The organism is Plantactinospora sp. ZYX-F-223 (assembly GCF_039649625.1).
Lineage (GTDB): Bacteria > Actinomycetota > Actinomycetes > Mycobacteriales > Micromonosporaceae > Plantactinospora.
The window spans coordinates 77,419-95,681 of sequence record NZ_JBDJAV010000013.1 but is presented as its reverse complement, the minus strand read 5'-3'; the positions used below and the strand labels follow the sequence as shown (position 1 = coordinate 95,681).

19 protein-coding genes are annotated in these 18,263 nt (G+C 72.1%); 6 read left to right on the top strand and 13 right to left on the bottom strand.

Annotation, left to right across the window (positions count from 1 at the left end):
* Positions 1–43: 43 nt before the first annotated feature.
* The 3 genes from AAH979_RS15340 to AAH979_RS15330 all read right to left on the bottom strand — a co-directional run bounded on the left by AAH979_RS15340 (position 44) and on the right by AAH979_RS15330 (position 2,548).
* Positions 44–754, bottom strand: coding sequence for a demethylmenaquinone methyltransferase (locus AAH979_RS15340; RefSeq protein ID WP_346258771.1), 711 nt, complete (start codon positions 752–754; stop codon positions 44–46).
* Between the two features lie 460 nt (positions 755–1,214).
* Complete coding sequence (gene mqnC / locus AAH979_RS15335) at positions 1,215–2,405, bottom strand: cyclic dehypoxanthinyl futalosine synthase (protein ID WP_346258770.1); 1,191 nt, start codon at positions 2,403–2,405, stop codon at positions 1,215–1,217.
* The gene (locus AAH979_RS15330) at positions 2,402–2,548 is read right to left on the bottom strand and encodes a hypothetical protein (protein WP_346258769.1); all 147 of its coding nucleotides are present in this window, start codon (positions 2,546–2,548) and stop codon (positions 2,402–2,404) included. Before AAH979_RS15330 ends, mqnC begins: the two co-directional genes overlap by 4 nt.
* 198 nt (positions 2,549–2,746) lie before the next feature.
* Between AAH979_RS15330 and AAH979_RS15325 the strand changes: the two genes are divergently transcribed.
* Entirely contained in the window at positions 2,747–3,511 is a 765-nt protein-coding gene (locus tag AAH979_RS15325; protein WP_346258768.1) for a GNAT family N-acetyltransferase, read from the top strand.
* A 21-nt stretch (positions 3,512–3,532) separates the two neighbouring features.
* Positions 3,533–3,667, top strand: coding sequence for a hypothetical protein (locus tag AAH979_RS15320; protein WP_346258767.1), 135 nt, complete (start codon positions 3,533–3,535; stop codon positions 3,665–3,667).
* Positions 3,668–3,711: 44 nt separating this feature from the next.
* Here AAH979_RS15320 and AAH979_RS15315 read toward each other — a convergent pair whose 3' ends face one another.
* The 7 genes from AAH979_RS15315 to paaA form a co-directional block, all read right to left on the bottom strand.
* On the bottom strand, positions 3,712–4,977 hold the full coding sequence (locus AAH979_RS15315; protein ID WP_346258766.1) for a phospholipase D-like domain-containing protein: 1,266 nt from the start codon (positions 4,975–4,977) through the stop codon (positions 3,712–3,714).
* Positions 4,978–5,154: 177 nt separating this feature from the next.
* Positions 5,155–5,430, bottom strand: a complete 276-nt coding sequence (locus AAH979_RS15310; RefSeq protein ID WP_346258765.1) for a hypothetical protein — start codon at positions 5,428–5,430, stop codon at positions 5,155–5,157.
* Positions 5,431–5,611: 181 nt separating this feature from the next.
* Positions 5,612–6,724 carry a 1,2-phenylacetyl-CoA epoxidase subunit PaaE gene (gene paaE, locus AAH979_RS15305; RefSeq protein WP_346258764.1) on the bottom strand — a complete coding sequence of 371 codons (1,113 nt, stop codon included), beginning with the start codon at positions 6,722–6,724 and terminating at the stop codon, positions 5,612–5,614.
* A complete protein-coding gene (gene paaD / locus AAH979_RS15300) occupies positions 6,721–7,209 on the bottom strand; it encodes a 1,2-phenylacetyl-CoA epoxidase subunit PaaD (protein WP_346258763.1) in 489 nt (162 codons plus the stop codon). The genes paaE and paaD overlap by 4 nt, the downstream gene beginning before the upstream one ends.
* Positions 7,206–7,952 (bottom strand): 1,2-phenylacetyl-CoA epoxidase subunit PaaC, encoded by a 747-nt coding sequence (gene paaC / locus AAH979_RS15295; protein WP_346258762.1) that lies wholly within the window; start codon positions 7,950–7,952, stop codon positions 7,206–7,208. The genes paaD and paaC overlap by 4 nt, the downstream gene beginning before the upstream one ends.
* Positions 7,949–8,251 carry a 1,2-phenylacetyl-CoA epoxidase subunit PaaB gene (gene paaB / locus AAH979_RS15290; RefSeq protein ID WP_346258761.1) on the bottom strand — a complete coding sequence of 101 codons (303 nt, stop codon included), beginning with the start codon at positions 8,249–8,251 and terminating at the stop codon, positions 7,949–7,951. The genes paaC and paaB overlap by 4 nt, the downstream gene beginning before the upstream one ends.
* Complete coding sequence (gene paaA / locus AAH979_RS15285) at positions 8,248–9,318, bottom strand: 1,2-phenylacetyl-CoA epoxidase subunit PaaA (protein ID WP_346258760.1); 1,071 nt, start codon at positions 9,316–9,318, stop codon at positions 8,248–8,250. The genes paaB and paaA overlap by 4 nt, the downstream gene beginning before the upstream one ends.
* Before the next feature lie 392 nt (positions 9,319–9,710).
* Between paaA and AAH979_RS15280 the strand changes: the two genes are divergently transcribed.
* A complete protein-coding gene (locus AAH979_RS15280) occupies positions 9,711–10,670 on the top strand; it encodes a hypothetical protein (protein WP_346258759.1) in 960 nt (319 codons plus the stop codon).
* A complete protein-coding gene (locus tag AAH979_RS15275; RefSeq protein ID WP_346258758.1) occupies positions 10,670–11,626 on the top strand; it encodes a hypothetical protein in 957 nt (318 codons plus the stop codon). Before AAH979_RS15280 ends, AAH979_RS15275 begins: the two co-directional genes overlap by 1 nt.
* A 22-nt stretch (positions 11,627–11,648) precedes the next feature.
* On the opposite strand, the gene AAH979_RS15270 is transcribed toward AAH979_RS15275, so the two are convergent.
* From AAH979_RS15270 to AAH979_RS15260, 3 genes are all read right to left on the bottom strand, one after another.
* On the bottom strand, positions 11,649–12,500 hold the full coding sequence (locus AAH979_RS15270; protein WP_346258842.1) for a menaquinone biosynthesis protein: 852 nt from the start codon (positions 12,498–12,500) through the stop codon (positions 11,649–11,651).
* Positions 12,494–13,819, bottom strand: a complete 1,326-nt coding sequence (locus AAH979_RS15265) for an MFS transporter (RefSeq protein WP_346258757.1) — start codon at positions 13,817–13,819, stop codon at positions 12,494–12,496. The genes AAH979_RS15270 and AAH979_RS15265 overlap by 7 nt, the downstream gene beginning before the upstream one ends.
* 62 nt (positions 13,820–13,881) lie before the next feature.
* Positions 13,882–14,463 carry a helix-turn-helix domain-containing protein gene (locus tag AAH979_RS15260; RefSeq protein WP_346258756.1) on the bottom strand — a complete coding sequence of 194 codons (582 nt, stop codon included), beginning with the start codon at positions 14,461–14,463 and terminating at the stop codon, positions 13,882–13,884.
* Between the two features lie 128 nt (positions 14,464–14,591).
* On the opposite strand from AAH979_RS15260, the gene AAH979_RS15255 reads away from it, so the two are divergent.
* Positions 14,592–16,007, top strand: coding sequence for an ATP-binding protein (locus tag AAH979_RS15255; protein ID WP_346258755.1), 1,416 nt, complete (start codon positions 14,592–14,594; stop codon positions 16,005–16,007).
* Between the two features lie 162 nt (positions 16,008–16,169).
* Complete coding sequence (locus AAH979_RS15250; protein ID WP_346258754.1) at positions 16,170–18,167, top strand: AAA family ATPase; 1,998 nt, start codon at positions 16,170–16,172, stop codon at positions 18,165–18,167.
* Positions 18,168–18,263: the final 96 nt, after the last annotated feature.

The following is an 18,263-nucleotide window of genomic DNA, read 5'->3' as shown; positions in this document are numbered from 1 at the left end:
CGCTCGCGGATCAAAACCGGCTAAAGCAGTATGAGCCGGAAAATCAGGGACGTATCGCGCGGTGCAGCGCGACGATGCCGCCGGTCAGGTTCCGCCAGCCGACCCGGTGCCATCCGGACCGGCCGATCTGCCCGGCCAGCCCGGCCTGGTCCGGCCAGGCCCGGATCGACTCGGCCAGATAGACGTACGCGTCCGGGTTGCTCGCCACCGCCCGGGCCACCGCCGGCAGCGAGCGCATGAGGTAGGAGAGGTAGACCGTCCGGAAGACCGGGTTGGTCGGGGTGCTGAACTCGCAGACCACCAGCCGGCCGCCCGGCCGGGTGACCCGGGCCATCTCCCGGAGCGCCGCCTCGGTGTCCACCACGTTGCGCAGCGCCAGCGAGATGGTGACCGCGTCGAAGGTCTCGTCCGGGAACGGCAGCCGGAGTGCGTCACCGGCCAGCAACGGCACCTCGGGCCGGCTCCGTCGGCCCGCCCGGAGCATCCCGATGGAGAGATCCAACCCCACCGCGTACGCCCCCGAGGTGGCCAGCTCGGCGGTGGAGACCCCGGTGCCGGCGCCCACGTCGAGCACCCGGTCACCGGGACGCAGGTCGAGGGCGGCCAGGGTGGCCCGGCGCCACCGCCGGTCCTGCCCGAACGAGATCACGGTGTTGGTCAGGTCATACCGGGACGCCACTTCGTCGAACATCGCCGCCACCTCGTGCGGCTGCTTGTCCAGGCTGGCCCGGCGTCCGGACGGGGTACGGGTCACGCCGGAACAGTCTGCCAGCCACCGGCCTGGCCGGTCGGCCCGGGGCGGGCCGGCACCCTGCTGGAGCGCGGCCGGGGGCTCCGGGCGACAGTCCGGCGCCTGCCGTGCCCGAGCCGGAACACACCGCGGGCGAGGTGGTCTCCCACCCCGCCCGCGATGCCGTGCGTTATGTGAACGGCCCTCATGGACCGATAGAGGACGACCCCGGTGCGCCGCGTCCCGACCCGGAGGCCGGTCCGTCCACGACGGTCAGCGGGTACGTGTGCCGGCACGCTATCGGTTCGACCGGCCTGGTCGCGCTCCCCTTGATCCAACCGTTATGACCGCCCGGACCCGCCCGGCTTCCAAGAATGTCCTGGTCAGAGGCCATTTATCCGGCGCGCTCGACGTTTTGCCGCCGGATCGGAGCCAAGGACCGGCCCCTCGCCCAGCCGGCGGTGGCCGAATGGACGAGGGTAGTTCAGCGGGCCTCGACGAGCGGCAGACTCCGGCCCGCGCCGCCACCGGGCAGCGCGATGGAGGAGAAGTGCGACACCACCCGGTCGTCGGTCGGGTCGTCGGCCGGGGTGCGGTGCACCGCCAGGTGCCGGTAGAGGGTGTCCCGTTGCGCGGGGATCCGGCCGGCGGAGCGGATCATCCAGATCAACTCGTGCAGGTTGGAGCGGTGCCGCGCACCGGCCGAGGAGATGACGTTCTCCTCCAGCATGATCGAGCCGAGGTCGTCCACCCCCATGTGCAGGGCGAGCTGTCCGGCGTCCTTGCCGGTGGTCAGCCAGGACGCCTGGAGGTGCGGCACGGTGTCGAAGAAGAGCCGGGCCACCGCGATCAGCCGCAGGTACTCCAGGGTGGTCGCCTGGGTACGGCCCTTGAGGTGGTTGTTCTCCGGCTGGTAGGTCCATGGGATGAAGGAGCGGAAGCCCCGGGTGCGGTCCTGCACGTCGCGGATCATCCGCATGTGCTCGATCCGCTCGGCGTTGGTCTCCCCGGTCCCCATCATCATGGTGGCGGTGGACTCGACGCCCTGCCGGTGTGCGAGTTCCATCACCTCCAGCCAGCGCGCGCCGGACTCCTTCAGTGGAGCGATGGCCTTGCGGGGCCGCTCGGGCAGCATCTCCGCGCCGGCACCGGCGATCGAGTCCAGCCCGGCCGCCTTGATCCGGCTGATCGCCTCCTCCAGGCCGACCCCGGAGACCTTCGCCATGTGCAGGATCTCGCTCGGCCCGATGGAGTGGATGGCGAGCTGCGGGTACGCCCGCTTGACCGAGGAGAAGAGCTCCTCGTAGTACTCCACGCCGTAGTCGGGGTGGTGGCCGCCCTGGAGCATCACCTGGGTCGCACCCAGCTCCACCGCCTCGGCGCAGCGCCGCAGGATCTCCTCGGTCGGGTGCGTCCAGCCCTCCCGGTGCTTCGGCGCCCGGTAGAAGGCGCAGAACTTGCAGGCGGTCACGCAGACGTTGGTGTAGTTGATGTTGCGGTCGATCAGGTACGTCACGATGTTGTCCGGATACCGCCGCCGCCGTACCGCGTCGGCCGCCTCACCCAGCGGGTGCAGCGGCGCGTCGGTGTAGAGCAGCAGCGCCTCCTCGGGCGTGATCCGCCCGCCGTCCGCGCCACGTTGCAGGATGCTGTCGATCTCCCGGCTCACCGTCACGTACCCGAGGGTACGTCGCCGGCCCGCCCCACCTCGACCACCACCCCGAGCAATGTGATCCGTAGTCGACACCCGTCGGACGTACGTCCGCAGCAGTGGATCGGCACCTGCTGGCACGTCGTGTCCCAGATGAGTGTCGGCACCCACGCGTAGGATCGGCGGACATGACGGCGCCTGACCCCCGGCACGCTACGCCAGCGTCCCCGTCAACCTGCTGTCGCTGTAGCTGCCAGCCGCGCAACGAGTAGGCCCGGCCGCGACGACTCGCCGAGCGTCGCAATTCACTGCGCTGCGGAAATTGCGTTGACTGTCGTACGGCTGGCGCGGCTAGTGTCCGGCTCATGCCCGTACGCCCGGACCCCGAGAGCGCAGTCGACTCACTGCTGCTCGCCGACGACGGCGCCACGCTCGCCAGGTTACGGCTGGAGGACGACGGCCGTGAGCCGGCCGTCAAGGATGTTCGGCCGCTGCCCGGGGCAGCCCCGGCGAAGGTTGCCGCGCAACTGCGCCGGGACCTCGCCGGCAGGATGCTGAAGACCACGCACGAGGGCCTGGTGGCGGCCCTGTTGGCGGATGGCCTCACGCTCCACCGGGCCGCTACCGGGCTGCGACACGACCTGGCCGAGCTGCCGCCACCGGCGGCACTGCCCGACGGATGGTCGTTGGTCCACGCCGGCTGGGACGACGACCTCGCGGTGGCGTGTGCCTCGGCGTACGGGCCGGAGCACCCGGACGGCGAATGGCAGGCCGCCGACACCCGGGAGATCCGAGCGATGTTCGACGATGCCGAGCCAGTCCCGCCACTACTCAGCGCGTCCGCGCGGGTGGTCGGTCCGGACGGACGCAGCGCCGGGCACGTCCTCTGCGCCGGTCCGGTGCCCTGGACCACGAACACCTGCGGCTGGATCCTGAACATCGCCGTCGCCCCACACGCCCAGGGCAGTGGGCTGGGCCGGGCGCTGCTGACGCATGCCCTCCGGGGCACCCACGCTGCCGGGTTACCGACCCTCGACCTGTCGGTGGTCGACCAGAATCCCGCCCGCAGGTTGTATGACAAGGCCGGCTTCCGCCCGGTCACCCGGATGTTCTCCGTAGCCCTGCCCTAGCCAGGCGCGTGGATCACGGACGTGGGACTCCGGATCTACCAGGACGCCTACCGCGACGAGACTCCGGTCGACCTCGAAGAGGCAGCCGACTACATCGCGGAGATGTGCGATACGCCGGTCACCCTGGTCGAGCACCGCTCCGACCTGACGTACTGACCAACCATCCGCGCCAGACCGACGCGAGGTAGGCCAGGTACGTCTCAGGTGGTGCAGCTGCCGTTGTCCGGGTTGACGCACTTGGCCCGGCTCCAGAGCGTCTCGAAGTTGTTGTGGAAGTCGTTCCAGACCGTCGGGTGCTCGATCTTCACCAGGGTCTCGTCGTGGTCGGTCAACGCCGGGTCGGTGACGTTGTGCGAGCCGGTGAAGACCACGCTGCGCCCGGCGACCCCGGCGAAGGTGCCCCTGATGATGATGTTCTTGGAGTGCACGGTGACCACCCGGCCGTCGTAGTTGCTGGCCTCGGCGTCGTGGTACTTCTTCAGCGAGACGTTCGGCTGCCCGTTCAGGGTGGCGTACGCGGTGCTGCCCATCGAGCCGTAGACGACCCGGACCCGGCAACCCAGCCGGCCGATCCGGCGCAGTTGGGTGGCGACCTCGGGGCGGGCGTCGGTGAACTGGGCGTGCGCCACGTCCACCGCACAGCCACTCTCGTACGCGCTCACCTCGGCCAGCCGGTTCGCCAGGGTGTCGCTGTCGGCCCGGGGCGAGTGGTAGACGGTGACGGCGGTATTCGGCGACTTGTAGTAGCCGTTGGCGGCGTTGAAGTAGTCGTTGTTCTTCCGCTGCGCCCGCATGTCGTTGAAGTACGCCGTGAAGTGGTCGTACAGGTCGTAGTCCTCGTGCACGATCAGCGCGCTGTTGAAGAGGTTGTTCTGGCTGAAGGTGAGGTTCTGCGAGCTGACGAAGACGACCCGCTTCATGGTGCCGCTGGTGGAGAACGTGAAGACCTTGTTGTGGTTGATCGAGTTGCTCTTGTTGCCGATGCACGCCGTCGAGCCGGCCACCGTTGACGAGGTCTTGCCGCAGATCACCAGGTCGTCGAGGTTGGCCGAGTTGAGCACCGCCATCGCGGCGTTGTCGGCCCCGGTGTTGACCCCGCCACCGGTCTCGTCCAGCACGATCCGGACGATCACGCCCCGGGCCGCCGCCCGCTTCAGCGCCTCGGCCACCACCGGGGAACTCCAGCTGTACATGATGCCCCGGATGTAGCCGCCGGCCGGTGCGCCGTCGGCCAGCCGGACCAGCTCGTCCTCGATGGTCCGGTCCCGGGCGCCGTCCTCGGCCGGGATGTTGAACCGGGTGTACGCCGGGAAGGGATCAGCCGCGGCGGCCGCACCGTCACCGGCGTCCGCCGGGGTGGGGCCGGCGGCCACGGCGGGCGGGGTGAGCAGGCTGGTGGCCAGCAGGCCGAGCGCCGCGAAGGACGCGAGTCCGGCCCGGGCGCGACGCGTACGGAGCATCCTCATGGATACCTTGGTAGTACACGTCCTTCAATGGAGCAACGGGTGGCGAAGAATTTCTTCAACCTCACGCGGCCGACTCCGCCGCCGCCGCACCGCCAGGCGGGCGCGCAAGCGGGGCAGCCCGACAGGCTGTGCCGCCATGCTGCCCCGGCTCCGCCGAATCCGTCGGCCGCGACGACCTCAGTTGTACATGTAGAGGTAGTAGTAGCCCTGCGGCTGGCCGCTGCGCCACTCGTAGACGCAGTTGTAGTAACGCCACGCGCCACCCGCGACGAGGCTCTCCCCGTAGTAGCGACAGGCCTCGTAGGTGTAGTAGGAACCGAAGGGGTAGGGGGAGGGGTTGCTGGCCATGGCCTGACGCTCGACCGACACCGCGGCCTGGGCCGGCGCACCGGCTCCGACCAGCAACGCCGCGCCGGCGAAGACGAGCGCCACGACAGTCCGAACTCGACGCATAGGTTCTCCTCGTGATCCGCGGCACCACCGAGTCATCGGCGGCGCTACCGACTCAAGATAGAGATCGGCCTATCTGTTGCGAGCCGCGCGCGACAAGGTTTCCGTCATCCGCGCAACGCGTCGAACCCACCGATGGCGATCTATGTCCGCCCGCACCACAACGGACCCGGGACAACCCGCCTCAGCCGTCGTAGTCGACCACCAGCGTGTCGGTGACCGGGCTGGCCTGGCAGGTCAGCACGTACCCGGCGGCCACCTCGTCCGGCTCCAGGGCGTAGTTGCGGGCCATCGACACCTCGCCGGCGACCACCTTCGCCCGGCAGGTCGAGCAGACCCCGCCCTTGCAGGCGTACGGCAGCTCGCCCCGGACCCGCAGGGCCGCGTCGAGCACCCGCTCGTCCCGGCCCATCCGGAAACTCGACGCCCGGCCGTCCAGCCGGATCGTCACCTCGGTGCCGGCGTCCGCCGCCGTGTCGGCCAGCCGGACCGGCGGCGCGGGCGGCGCGTCCACGTGGAACAGCTCGGCGTGTACGGCCCGCTCCGGCACCCCGCGCTCGGCGAGCACCCGCCGCGCGTCCAGCACCATCCCGTACGGGCCGCAGAGGAACCACTCGTCGATCCGCGCGGTCGGCACGATGGTGTCGAGCAGCCGGCCCAGCCGGTCGGCGTCGACCCGGCCGGAGAGCAACGGCGACTCGCCCGGCTCCCGGGACAGCACGTGCACCAGGTGCAGCCGTTCCGGATAGCGGTCCTTCAGGTCAGCCAGCTCCTCCACGAACATCACGGTGCGGCCGTAACGGTTGCCGTACACCAGGGTGAAGGTGCTGGCCGGCTCGACGGCCAGCGCGGTCGCGACCAGCGACAGCACCGGGGTGATGCCGGACCCGGCGACCACCCCGGCGTAGTGCCGGACCCGGTCCGGCGTGAACGCCGTGCCGAACGTCCCCAGCGGCGGCAGCACCTGCACGGTGTCGCCGGCCCGCAGCGTCGAGACCGCGAAGCTGGAGAAGGCGCCGCCCGGCACCTCCCGCACTCCGATCCGGAGCTCTCCGGTCGCGGCCAGCTCGGCCGGGGTCGAGCAGATCGAGTACGACCGCCGCACCTCCGCCCCGTCCGCGAGGATCCGCCGGACCGTGAGGTGCTGCCCGGCCCGGAAGGCGAAGGTCTCCCGCAACTGCTCCGGTACCTCGAAGGTGACCGCGACCGCGTCCTCGGTGAGCCGGTCGACCGCCCGGACCGGCAGCGGGTGGAAGACCGGCCGGCGCCGGACCGGCCGGTTGATGGTTACGCTCAAAACGCCCTCAGATGGTCGAAGGGTTCCCGACAGGCCCGGCACCGCCACAGCGACTTGCAGGCGGTCGAGCCGAACCGGCTGACCTGCTCGGTGTCGGCGGCACCGCAGTGCGGGCAGCGGACGCTCAGGGTGACCGGGACCGGGCGCCGGCCCGCCGGCCCCGGCGGGGCGATCCCGGCGGCGGCCAGCTTGACCCGGCCGGCCTCGGAGATCCAGTCGGTGGTCCAGGCCGGGGCGAAGACGGTGACGACCTCGGCGTCCGGATGCCCGGCGGCGGCCAGCGCGGCCCGGATGTCGGCCCGGATCACGTCCATCGCCGGGCAGCCGGTGTAGGTCGGGGTGATGGTCACGGTGACCCGGCCGGTCGCCGGGTCCTCGGTCACCTCCCGCAGCACGCCGAGGTCCTCGATGGTCAGCACCCGCAGCTCGGGGTCGACCACCGCCGCCGCGGCCCGGCGCGCCCGCCCGGATCGGCCCGCGCTCACCAGCGGGCTCCGGGATGCGCCCGGTGCAGCACCTGCAGCTCGGCGAGCAGGTAGGAGAGGTGCTCGGTGTGCAGCCCGGCCCGGCCACCGGTCGGCCCCCAGCCGTCGGCCGGACGCTCCAGCGTGGCGGTCTCCAGCACCGGCTCGACGTTCGCGAGGAAGGCGGAGCGCAGCCCGGCCGGGTCGACCGGTGCGGCCGGGTCGGCCGCGAACAGCTCGCCGGTGTACGGCCACAGCTCGTCCACCGCCGCCGCCATCCGCCGGTGTGACTCCGCGGTGCCGTCGCCGAGGCGTACCGTCCAGAGGCTGGCGTGGTCGAGGTGGTAGGCCACCTCCTTGCGGGCCTTGCCGGCGGTGGCGGCGAGCCGTTCGTCGGCGCAGCCGCTCAGCGCGGTGTAGAGCGGGAGCTGGTACGCCGACAGGAAGAGCAGCTTCGCCATGGTCATCGCGAAGTCGCCGTTCGGCAGCTCGACCAGCAGGCAGTTGCGGTACTCCCGGTCCGAGCGCAGGTACGCCAGCGCGTCCTCGTCCCGGCCGGCGCCCTCCAGTTCCCCGGCGTAGCTCAGCAGCAGTCGGGCGGCGCCGAGCTGGTCCAGGGCGATGTTGGCCAGCGCGACGTCCTCCTCCAGCTCGGGCGCGGCGGTGACCCACTCGCCGAGCCGCTGCGCGGCGACCAGGGCGTCGTCGCCGAGCCCGAGCAGGTAGTCGACGGTGGTGTGCACGGGTGTGCCCGGGGTGTTCACAGGTGCGCCGCCCCGTCCGGCACCGGATAGAACGTCGGGTGCCGGTAGACCTTGTCGGCCGCAGGCTCGAAAAAGGCGTCCTTCTCGTCCGGGCTGGAGGCGGTGATCACCTGGGCCGGTACGACCCAGATCGAGACCCCCTCCTGCCGCCGGGTGTAGAGGTCCCGGGCGTTGCGCAGCGCCAGCTCGGCGTCGGGGGCGTGCAGGCTGCCGACGTGGGTGTGCGACAGTCCGCGCCGGGCCCGGACGAAGACCTCCCAGAGCGGCCAGCCGGCCCGGCCCTGGCTCGGGGCGGTCACGCCGGCACCGCCGTACGCGCGGCGGCCCGCTTGGCCGCGTACGCCTGCGCGGCCTCGCGTACCCAGGCACCGTCGGCGTCCGCCCGGCGGCGGTGCGCGATCCGTTGCCGGTTGCACGGCCCGTCCCCGGCGATCACCCGCATCAGCTCGGCGTAGTCGGGCTGGGTGTAGTCGTGCGCCTGCCGGGACTCGTTCCACCGCAGGTCGGGATCGGGCAGGGTGAGGCCGAGCACGCCGGCCTGCTGCACGCACATGTCGACGAAGCGCTGCCGCAGCTCGTCGTTGGAGAACCGCTTGATCTTCCAGGCCATCGACTGCTGGCTGTGCGTGGAGTCGCCGTCGGGCGGGCCGAACATCGCCAGCGAGGGGTACCACCAGCGGTCCACCGCGTCCTGGGCCATCGCGTGCTGCTCCGGGGTGCCGTGGGCGAGGGTGTGCAGGATCTCGTAGCCCTGCCGCTGGTGGAAGGACTCCTCCTTGCAGATCCGGATCATCGCCCGGGCGTACGGCCCGTACGAGCACCGGCACAGCGGGACCTGGTTGACGATGGCGGCACCGTCCACCAGCCAGCCGATGGCGCCGACGTCGGCCCAGGTCAGCGTCGGGTAGTTGAAGATCGAGCTGTACTTCTGCCGGCCGGCGAGCAGCAGCTCGACCAGTTCGTCCCGGGTCACCCCGAGGGTCTCGGCGGCCGCGTAGAGGTAGAGCCCGTGCCCGGCCTCGTCCTGCACCTTGGCGAGCAGGATCGCCTTGCGCTTGAGCGAGGGTGCCCGGCTGATCCAGTTGCCCTCCGGTTGCATGCCGATGATCTCGGAGTGGGCGTGCTGGGCGATCTGCCGGATCAGGGTCTTCCGGTACGCCTCCGGCATCCAGTCCCGGGGCTCGATCTTCTGATCCGCGTCGATCAGGGCGGTGAAGTAGTCCTGCGGGTCGGTGTCGGCGGCCGGGTCTTCCCCGGGACGGCCACGGTCGGCGGCCGCCCGCAGCGCCGCCTCCGCCGCCTCGACCTGATCGAGCAGGCCGCCGGCGGGTCCGTCATCCGGGACCGGGAAGTCATGTCCGTCCACGCAGCAAGTGTTACAGCTCAACTAGCCAGTAACCAAGACGTGTAATAGAAATGCCGCCCAGACCCGGCCGTGAGCTGGTCAGCCGACCGGCACCAAATGTCCGGACTGATGGGTGAATGAGCCTGGTCACATCGGCCCAAATATTCATCATCTATACCGACATAAGTGGTCATTTCCGGTCGGCACCAGCGAACTCCCGGCCTGCGCTATCTGGCGGATTGGACCGAGCCACGTAAACTTTCCCCCGTTCCGACCTGCCACCTCCCCCGGCAGTTCGGGCGCGGAGCAGACCGCCGGTGTGGGGCTGGCGGAGGCGCCGCCGACACACCGCAAGACGCACAGCGCCCTGGACACAGCGGCCCCCCGGCCTTCACCCTTGGAGCCCCATCCTCATGCGTCCCCGCGTGACCCTGGTGCTCGCCATCACGACAGTCGTGCTTGGCGGCCTGCTGCTCGTGCCCGCCGCGTACGCCCGGCTGGCCGACTCCGGCGGAAGTACCTCCTCGACCGAGGAGGCGCCGGTCGGGATCGAGCCGTCCGCGCCGCCGCCGCCGACCCTGGCCGCCGCGCCGGTGACGGTGAAGGGGGTGGACGGCTTCCTCGGCTGGGCCCTGTTGGACCGGGAGAGCGGGAAGATCTCCGGCTCCAAGAACATGACCTCGACCAACTCGACCGAATCGATGATCAAGGTCTGGATCGTCTCGGACTACCTCCGCCGCCTCGGGGACAAGACGCCGTCCGCGGCGTACCTCAAGATGGCGAGCACGGCGATCCGGGACAGCAACGACGACGCCACGAACGCCCTGTACAGCGCCGCTGGCGGCGCGAGCACCCTGGACCGCTTGATCAAGATGTGCAACCTCACCGAGACCGCCAAGGAGATTCCTGCCGGCGAGAACCGCATTTGGTGGAGTTACACCAGTATGTCCCCCCGGGACGCGGTCCGGATGGGAGAGTGCGTCAAGGACGGCACGGCAGCCGGACCGAAGTGGACCAAGTGGGTGCTGGACGAGATGACCAAGGTACGCGGTACGACCGCCGCGAAGGATCAGCGGGCTCGGCAGGGCGGCGGTCGCTGGGGCATCATCGACGGCCTGCCGCAGGGAATCCTTGCGCAGGGGCCGGTCAGCATCAAGAACGGCTGGACGCTGATCAACGCTGACGGGAAGTGGCACCTGAACTGCCTCGCGATCACCGACGACTGGGTGCTCTCCGTGATGACCCGCTACTCCGGCGCCAAGGGGCTCGACTTCGGCGCCGACGTCTGCGCCAGCGTCGCCAGCCAACTGGTCACCGAACAGCCGGGCGCCGTGCTCAGGGTGCCGCAGCCGCTCACCGTGAGGAACTCCTGATGGGCGCCGAGGAACGCGCCGCCGAGCGGCGGGCCCGGTCCAACCGGTCCACCCTGCTGCGGCTGACCCTGATCGCGGGCGTACTGCTGGTGCTGGTGCTGGTCGGGCTGCGGCTGATGCCCGGCTCACCGCTCGCGAGTACCGCCGCCGCCAAGTGGGGGGAACCGTCCGGCCCGGCCGGACCCACCGCCACCACCCCGGGCAGGCCGGCCACGCCCACCCCGACGCCCAGCCCCGAACTGCCGCCGCTGCCGGTGGCGCCGACCAACGTGAAGATCGACAAAGCCGGCTGGTGGAACTGGGCGCTGATGGACACCCGGACCGGCAAGATCTCCGGTTCGGCCAACATGGACGAGACCAACCCGACCGCCTCGATGATCAAGGCGTGGATCGGGGCGGACTTCCTGCGCCGCGCCGACGAGAAGGGTGACACCCCGAGCGACACCCGGATGAACCAGGTGTCGATCATGATCCGGGACAGCGACAACAACGCCGCGCAAACCCTCTACGAACTCAACGGCGGCACGGCGTCGATCAAGCGGCTGATCAGCATCTGCGACCTGACCGACAGCAGCCCGGCCGCCGACGGCGGCTGGAGCCGTACCGCGCTCTCGGCCGGGGACACCGCCCGGATGGGCGCCTGCATCGCCGACGGCCGGGCCGCCGGGCCGCAGTGGACCGAGTGGCTGCTCGACGAGATGCGCGCGGTACGCGGGGTCGGCAACTTCGGCATCCGCAAGGCGTTCCCGGCCGCCGAGCAGAAGACCATCGCGGTCAAGAACGGCTGGGTGGACCGGCAGCGCGAGCAGAGGTACACGGTGAACTGCCTGGCCATCGGTGACGGCTGGACGATGGCGGTGGAGACCCGGTACGCGATCGACCTCGGTTACACCTATGGGGCGAAGATCTGCGAGGACGTGGCCCGGCAGCTCCGCGCCGCCTCCGACGCCACCTGAGTCCGCTCCGGGCAGCGGCCGGTCAGGCGGAGAAGAAGACCGGCCCGCCCGCCGGCAGCGGCGGTACGCCGGCCAGGTCGACGGCGCGGCGGGCGAACTCCCGCAGCCCCGCCACCTGGCGCTCGCCGAGCGAGAAGTCCAGCGTCCGGAAGTACGACGCCAGGGTCGCCGCGTCGAACGGCTCCCACCGGGCCGCCGCCTCGGCCACCTCGTCCAGTTCGGCCAGGCAGAGATCCCGGGAGCGCAGGAACGCCTGGTGCACGTCCTTGACCTGGCCGGGATGGCTGGCCGCGAAGTCCCGGCGTACCGCCCAGACGGCGAAGACCATCGGCAGCCCGGTCCACTCCCGCCAGGCCAGGCCGAGGTCGGTGACGGCCAGCCCGCGCCCGGGCGCCTCGTAGAGGGCGCGCAGCGCCACGTCGCCGATCAGCACCCCTGCCTCGGCCTCCAGCAGCATGGTGGTCAGGTCGGGCGGGCAGGTGAAGTATTCCGGGTCGATGCCGTACTGCTGGGCGAGCAGCATGCGGGCGAGCAGCACCCCGGTCCGGGAGGTGGAGCCGAGGGCGACCTTGGCGCCGTCCAGCTCGGCCAGCGGTCGGGTGGAGACGATGTTGACCGAGAGCACCCGGCCGTCGCTGCCGACCGCGAGATCCGGCAGCAGCAACAGCTCGTCGGCGTGCTTGAGATATTCGACAAGCGTGATCGGCCCGATGTCGAGGTCACCGGCGACCAGGGAGGCGCTGAGCCGCTCCGGCGAGTCCTTGTGCAGCTCGACGTCGATCAGTGCACCGGAGCGCATCAGCCCCCAGTAGATCGGCAGGCAGTTGAGGAACTGGATATGGCCTACCCGGGGTCGCCGCAGCTCGCTCATGATCCGACCGTAGCCGCCGGCTCGGCCGGCCGCTCGGCCGACCGGGGCGGAAGTGGCCCAGGACGCATCGCGGCCCGCTCCCGCCGGGCGGCCCGCAGCACCACCGGCGTCACCGCGCCGACCACGGCCAGCCCGGCCAGCCCGGTCACCGCGACCAGCGGCCGGGGTGAAAAGCCGGCGAGCAGGATGCCACCGGCCAGGTAGCCGAACATCCCGGCGCCCTGGATCGCGGCGCCCTGCGCGGCGAAGGCCCGGCCGCGCGCCGCCGGCGGCACCCGGCTGGCCAGTACCAGGTTGCTGAAGACGTTCAGCCCGCCGTTCGCGACGCCGCCGACCAGCCAGAGCGGCACCAGCCAGCCGGCGGCCGGCACGGTGGCGCCGAGCCCGACCAGCAGGCAGGCCGCGCCGAGCATGCCCAGCACGCCCTTGACCCGGGCACCGTCGTCCCGGGCCCGCCGGGCAGTGCCGGCCAGCAGCCAGGCGCCGATCAGCATGCCGGCGGTCCAGACCGCGCTGACCAGGCCGAACATCGTGGTCGAGGAACGCAGGGTCTCGCGTACGTAGAAGACCTCGATCACGTTGACCGCGCCCACCCCGGCCACCGTCGCGGCGATCGCGGCCACCATCGTCCAGAGCAGCGGGTCGCGGCGCAGCCGCCAGGCCGGGGCCGTCGGTGCCGGGCTCGCCCCGCCGGCCGCTCCCGTCGGCCGTCGCCCACCCCGTCGGGTACGCAGCAGCAGCCCGGCCGCGATCAGCGCGAGATAGCTACCGGCGTCGAGCAGCAGCGGGATCCGGGCACCGAACTGGCCGACCAGCAGCCCGGCCAGGGCCGGCGCGACGAGGATGCCGACCGAGCCGGCGGTCAGGTTGATCGCGCTGGCTCGGGGCAGGTCGTCCCGGCGCACCATCTCGGGCAGCAGGGCGGCCAGGGTCGGTTGGGTCACTGCCAGCCCGCAGGCAAGCAGCGCGGCGAGCAACAGGATCACGGCGGTGTTCCCGGCGAAAGCGAGTGCGGCGCAGACCACCGCCTGGCCGGCACCGGCCCAGATCAGCAGGGTGCGGCTGTCCACCCGGTCGGCCAGTCGACCAGTCAGCGGGGCGAGCAACACCAGCGGCAGCGTGGCGGCCAGCATCACCCCGGAAACCGCCAGCCCACCGGCGCCAGCGGATTGCAGGGCGAGCGCCAGCGAGGTCGCCGCGAGGAAGTCGCCGCAGCTCGACACCGCCCGGGCACCGGCGGCCAGGTAGACGTCCCGCCAGCGGGAGACCGTCGGCGTGCCGTCGTCGTCGGGTACGCCGGGACCGGCAGTTATGAAGGACATATTTCGAAAGTAATCCTTCACAACTGCCGTACGCAACCGCCGCCCCGCCCGAGCCGGTCAGCTCACTCCATCGGCAGCGCCGCGTAGTGCACCATCACCGGGCGAGAACCCTCGGGCGGGTCGACCCGCTCCCGCCGCCGGTACGGCCGCATCAGCTCGCGGATCCGGTCGTTCAGCTCCACCAACTCCTCGGCGGTCAGCATCAGCACCGCACCGCCGTACCGGGCCGCGTCGTACCACTCCTTCGGCTCCTCGCCGGCCCGCCGGGCCCAGTTCCGGATCCGGTCCATGTCGCGGGCGGCGTAGACCTCGATCAGGGTCTCCTCGGCGGCCCGCGCCTCCGGCGAGGCGTCCTGACCGACCTCCACCCCCCAGGAGCCGACGCTGCTGCGCCAGAGCCGCTCGCGGGCGTCACCGCGGCTCGGCGCCTGCTCGACCAGCCCGTACTTCGCCAGCTCCCGCAGGTGATAGCTGACCGCGCTCGGCGAGAGCCCGACGATCTCGGCACACTCGGTGGCGGTGACCGCCGCCCCGGTGGTGGTCAGGTGCTCCATGATCTCCAGCCGGGCCGGATGCGCCAGGGCCCGCATCACCTGCGGGTCGCTGATCATCATCGGCCGCTGCTCGACGGGCTGCTCGGTCATGCGCCCATGATTCCGCCTCCCGGACGCCCGGCGGCAGCGACCCAGCCGCAGGAGGGACGAGCGAGTGGCACAAACTGTTTGTAGTACAACCAGCCGGCGATACAAACAGTTTGTAGTACGCTGCCTCCATGCCGATCGTGGGGCGGGTGGCCGAGCTGGCCGAGCTGACCTCGGCCTGGCAGCGGGCCGCCGGGGGCAACCCGGAGCTGGCGGTGGTGTGGGGTCGCCGCCGGGTCGGCAAGACCTACCTGCTCACCCACTTCGCCCGGGGCAAGCGGGCCGTCTACTTCACCGCCACCCGGCAGGACGCCGACGACCGGCAGCTCCGCCGGTTCGCCGAGGCGCTGCGCGAGCAGCTCGGCGACGAGGTGACCGACCTGGCCCCGGCGACCTTCCCCGACTGGGAGGCCGCGCTGCGGTTCGTCGCCCGGCTGGCCCGCACCGACCCGCTGCTCGTGGTGCTCGACGAGGCGCCCCGGCTGACCGGCGGGCACGCCGACTTCGCCGACACCGTCTCCGCGGTCTGGGAGAACCACGTCCGCGACCAGCGGCTACTGCTGGTGCTCTCCGGGTCGGCGGTCGCGGTGATGGAGCAGATGCTCGGCCCGCAGGGCGGGTTGCACCGCCGGGCCGGCGTCGAGCGCCGGATGGACCCGTTTCCCCTGCTGGACGCCCGGGCCTTCCTGCCCGACCTGGCTCCCGAGCAGTTCCTGGAGGCGTACGCGGCCTGCGGCGGCTACCCGCTGCATCTGAGCCGCTGGTCGGCGCGGCGCTCCACCGAGGAGAACCTCGACGAGTTGGCCTTCACCCCCGGCGGCCTGCTGCTGCGCGACGCGCCGGACATCCTCTCCGAGGACCTCGACTGGCGGGGCGGCTACGAGCGGGTGCTGACCGCGATGGCCGGCGGCGCCCGGCGGCGGTCCCGGATCGCTGGCCGCGCCCAGCAGCGGATCGACTACACCCTTGACCGGCTGCGCCGGGCCGGCTACGTCCGGGCGGTACGCCCGGTCGGCGCGGGCGGCTCGGCCGACCCGATGTACGAGATCGCCGACGACTACCTCGCGTACTGGTTCGCCGTGCTGCGCGACGACGCCGACCTGATCGACGGCGGGCAGGGGCCCGCGGTCCGGCGACGCACCTGGGGGCGGTGGCAGACCCACCTCGCCCGGGTGTTCGAGGCGGCCGCCCGGGAGCACGCCCAGCGTCTGGTGGCCACGGGTGCGCTGCCCGCCGAGACGGTGGTCGGCCGGTGGTGGAAGGACGAGACCGTCGAGATCGACGTGCTCGGCCTGGCCGGCGACGATCCCGTACTCGTCGGCGAGGCCCGCTGGCAGACCAGACCGCTCACCCTGCGCGACCTGACCGACCTGCGGCGCCGGGCCGGCCACCTGCCGCCGCCCGGACCGGCCGGCCTGACCTTCGGGCTCTGGTCGCGCGGCGGTGGCGACGAGACGCTGGCCGGCCACCCGGAGGTCCGCACCTTCACCCCGGCCGACATGCTGGCGAGCACACCCGGCCGGCGGTCCGGCCGGCGCGGCGGGTGAAATTCGGTGGAGCGGGAGCTGAGCCGCAGGTAGGCTTGCTGCCCGCTTGACGGCCGAGGTGAGAAAGCACCGCAGCGGACGTCCCCGCGCCGGGTGCCGGCCATCCGCCCCCGGATACGCGAGCGAGCAGCCGACGCGCTGACGCGCCGATGGGAAACCAGCATGCCCGCACAGGACCTCGACACCGACCTGGATCACGAACGCGCACACCTGGCCGCCTCCCGGGCCGCCCTGCGGCGGATGCGGGAGCACGCCGAGTCGCTCTTCCGGACCGGCCAGGACGTCGCCGGTGACGCGTACGCGGCCGAGACGCTCGGCCGGACCCTCTCCCGGCGAGTCGCCGAACTCGCCGACGATCCGGGCACCCCGCTCTTCTTCGGCCGCCTCGACTTCGCCGACGCCAGCCACCACATCGGGCGGCGGCACGTCACCGACCCGGCCGGCGAGCCGATGGTGCTGGACTGGCGGGCCCCGATCTCCCGCTCGTTCTACCGGGCCACCGTCCGGGACCCGCAGGGGGTACGGGTCCGGCGGCGGTTCGGCTTCGGCGCCGGCCAGCTCACCAGCTTCGAGGACGAACACCTCGACCGGGGCGAGGAGTACGGCACCGCCAGCCGGATCCTGACCGCCGAGATCGAACGCCCCCGGGTCGGGCCGATGCGGGACATCGTCGCCACCATCCAGCCGGAGCAGGACGAGCTGGTCCGGGCCGAGCTGGCCGACTCGATCTGCGTGCAGGGGGCGCCGGGGACCGGGAAGACGGCGGTCGGCCTGCACCGGGCCGCGTACCTGCTCTATCTGCACCGGGAGCGGCTGCGCCGGTCCGGGGTACTGGTGGTCGGGCCGAACCGGGCGTTCCTGTCGTACATCTCGGCGGTACTGCCGGCGCTGGGCGAGGTCGAGGTGACCCAGACGACCGTGGAGGACCTGCTCGGCACCCCGGTACGTGCCGTGGACCCCCCGGCCACCGCCGGGCTGAAGCACGATCCCCGGATGGCCGAGGTGCTGCGCCGGGCGCTGGCCGGGCAGTTGCGGGCACCGGAGGAGCCGATCGTGGTCTCCGACGGCTCGTACCGGTGGCGGGTGACGGCGGAGGCGCTGCGCCGGATCGTCGAGGAGGCCCGCCGGGAGGGGCTGCCGTACGCCACCGGCCGGGAGCGGGTCCGGGTCCGGGTGGTCGGGCTGCTGCAACGGCAGTCGGAGGCCCGCCGGGGCGACTCACCCGGCGAGAGCTGGCTGCGCCGGATGGGCCGGTCGAAGCCGGTCACCGAGTTCCTCGACCACTGCTGGCCGGCGGTCACCCCGGACGGGCTGGTGCACCGCCTGCTGGCCGACCCCGAAGCACTGGCGGCCGCCGCCGACGGACTGCTCACCGAGGCCGAGCAGGCCCTGCTGACCTGGTCGAAGCCGCCGCGCACCCCGAAGGCGACGAAGTGGACCGCCGCCGACGCCGTACTGGTCGACGAGGCGGCCGGGCTGGTCGAGCGGCTGCCCAGCTTCGGGCACGTGGTGGTCGACGAGGCCCAGGACCTCTCCCCGATGCAGTGCCGGGTGATCGCCCGGCGCAGCGAGCACGGCTCGATCACGCTCCTCGGCGACCTCGCCCAGGGCACCGCCCCGTGGGCCGCCACCGACTGGCGGGAGTCGCTGCGACACCTCGGCAAGCCGGACGCCTCGGTGGTGCCGCTGACCATGGGGTTCCGGGTACCGGCCGCGGTGGTGGCGCTGGCCAACCGGCTGCTGCCGGCGCTGGCCGTGGACGTACCGCCGGCCGAGTCGCTGCGCTCCGACGGCACGCTGGACATCCGTACCGTGACCGACCTGCCGGCGGCGACGGTGGCCGAGGTGCGGGCGGCGCTGGCCCACGACGGCTCGATCGCGGTGATCGCCGCCGAGGCCGAGACGGACGGGCTGCGCACCGCCTTGGCCGGTGCCGGCATCCCGACGGCGAGCGCCGACGAGGTCGAGGCGGCGGCCCGGGTCACCGTGGTGCCGGCCACCCTGGCCAAGGGTCTGGAGTACGACCACGTGATCGTGGTCGAGCCGGCCCGGATCGTGGCGGCGGAACCGCGCGGCCTGCACCGGCTCTACGTGGTGCTGACCCGGGCGGTCTCCCGGCTCGCCGTGCTGCACAGCGAACCGCTGCCCGCACCCCTCTGACCGGAGGCGGGGCGCCGCCCGGCCGGGCCAGAGTTCGAGGGGGAACACCAGCATCCGCCTGGCCGGCTGGCGACCCGTTGGACCGCTCGAAAACTA

What these genes read in the sequence shown, in the direction of transcription:
- AAH979_RS15250 (WP_346258754.1), top strand. Translation starts at nt 16,170, where the DNA reads ATGCCCGCACAGGACCTCGACACCGACCTGGATCACGAACGCGCACAC.
- AAH979_RS15280 (WP_346258759.1), top strand. Translation starts at nt 9,711, where the DNA reads ATGCGTCCCCGCGTGACCCTGGTGCTCGCCATCACGACAGTCGTGCTT.
- AAH979_RS15265 (WP_346258757.1), bottom strand. Translation starts at nt 13,819, where the DNA reads ATGTCCTTCATAACTGCCGGTCCCGGCGTACCCGACGACGACGGCACG.
- AAH979_RS15325 (WP_346258768.1), top strand. Translation starts at nt 2,747, where the DNA reads ATGCCCGTACGCCCGGACCCCGAGAGCGCAGTCGACTCACTGCTGCTC.
- AAH979_RS15255 (WP_346258755.1), top strand. Translation starts at nt 14,592, where the DNA reads ATGCCGATCGTGGGGCGGGTGGCCGAGCTGGCCGAGCTGACCTCGGCC.
- AAH979_RS15275 (WP_346258758.1), top strand. Translation starts at nt 10,670, where the DNA reads ATGGGCGCCGAGGAACGCGCCGCCGAGCGGCGGGCCCGGTCCAACCGG.
- AAH979_RS15310 (WP_346258765.1), bottom strand. Translation starts at nt 5,430, where the DNA reads ATGCGTCGAGTTCGGACTGTCGTGGCGCTCGTCTTCGCCGGCGCGGCG.
- AAH979_RS15315 (WP_346258766.1), bottom strand. Translation starts at nt 4,977, where the DNA reads ATGAGGATGCTCCGTACGCGTCGCGCCCGGGCCGGACTCGCGTCCTTC.
- AAH979_RS15260 (WP_346258756.1), bottom strand. Translation starts at nt 14,463, where the DNA reads ATGACCGAGCAGCCCGTCGAGCAGCGGCCGATGATGATCAGCGACCCG.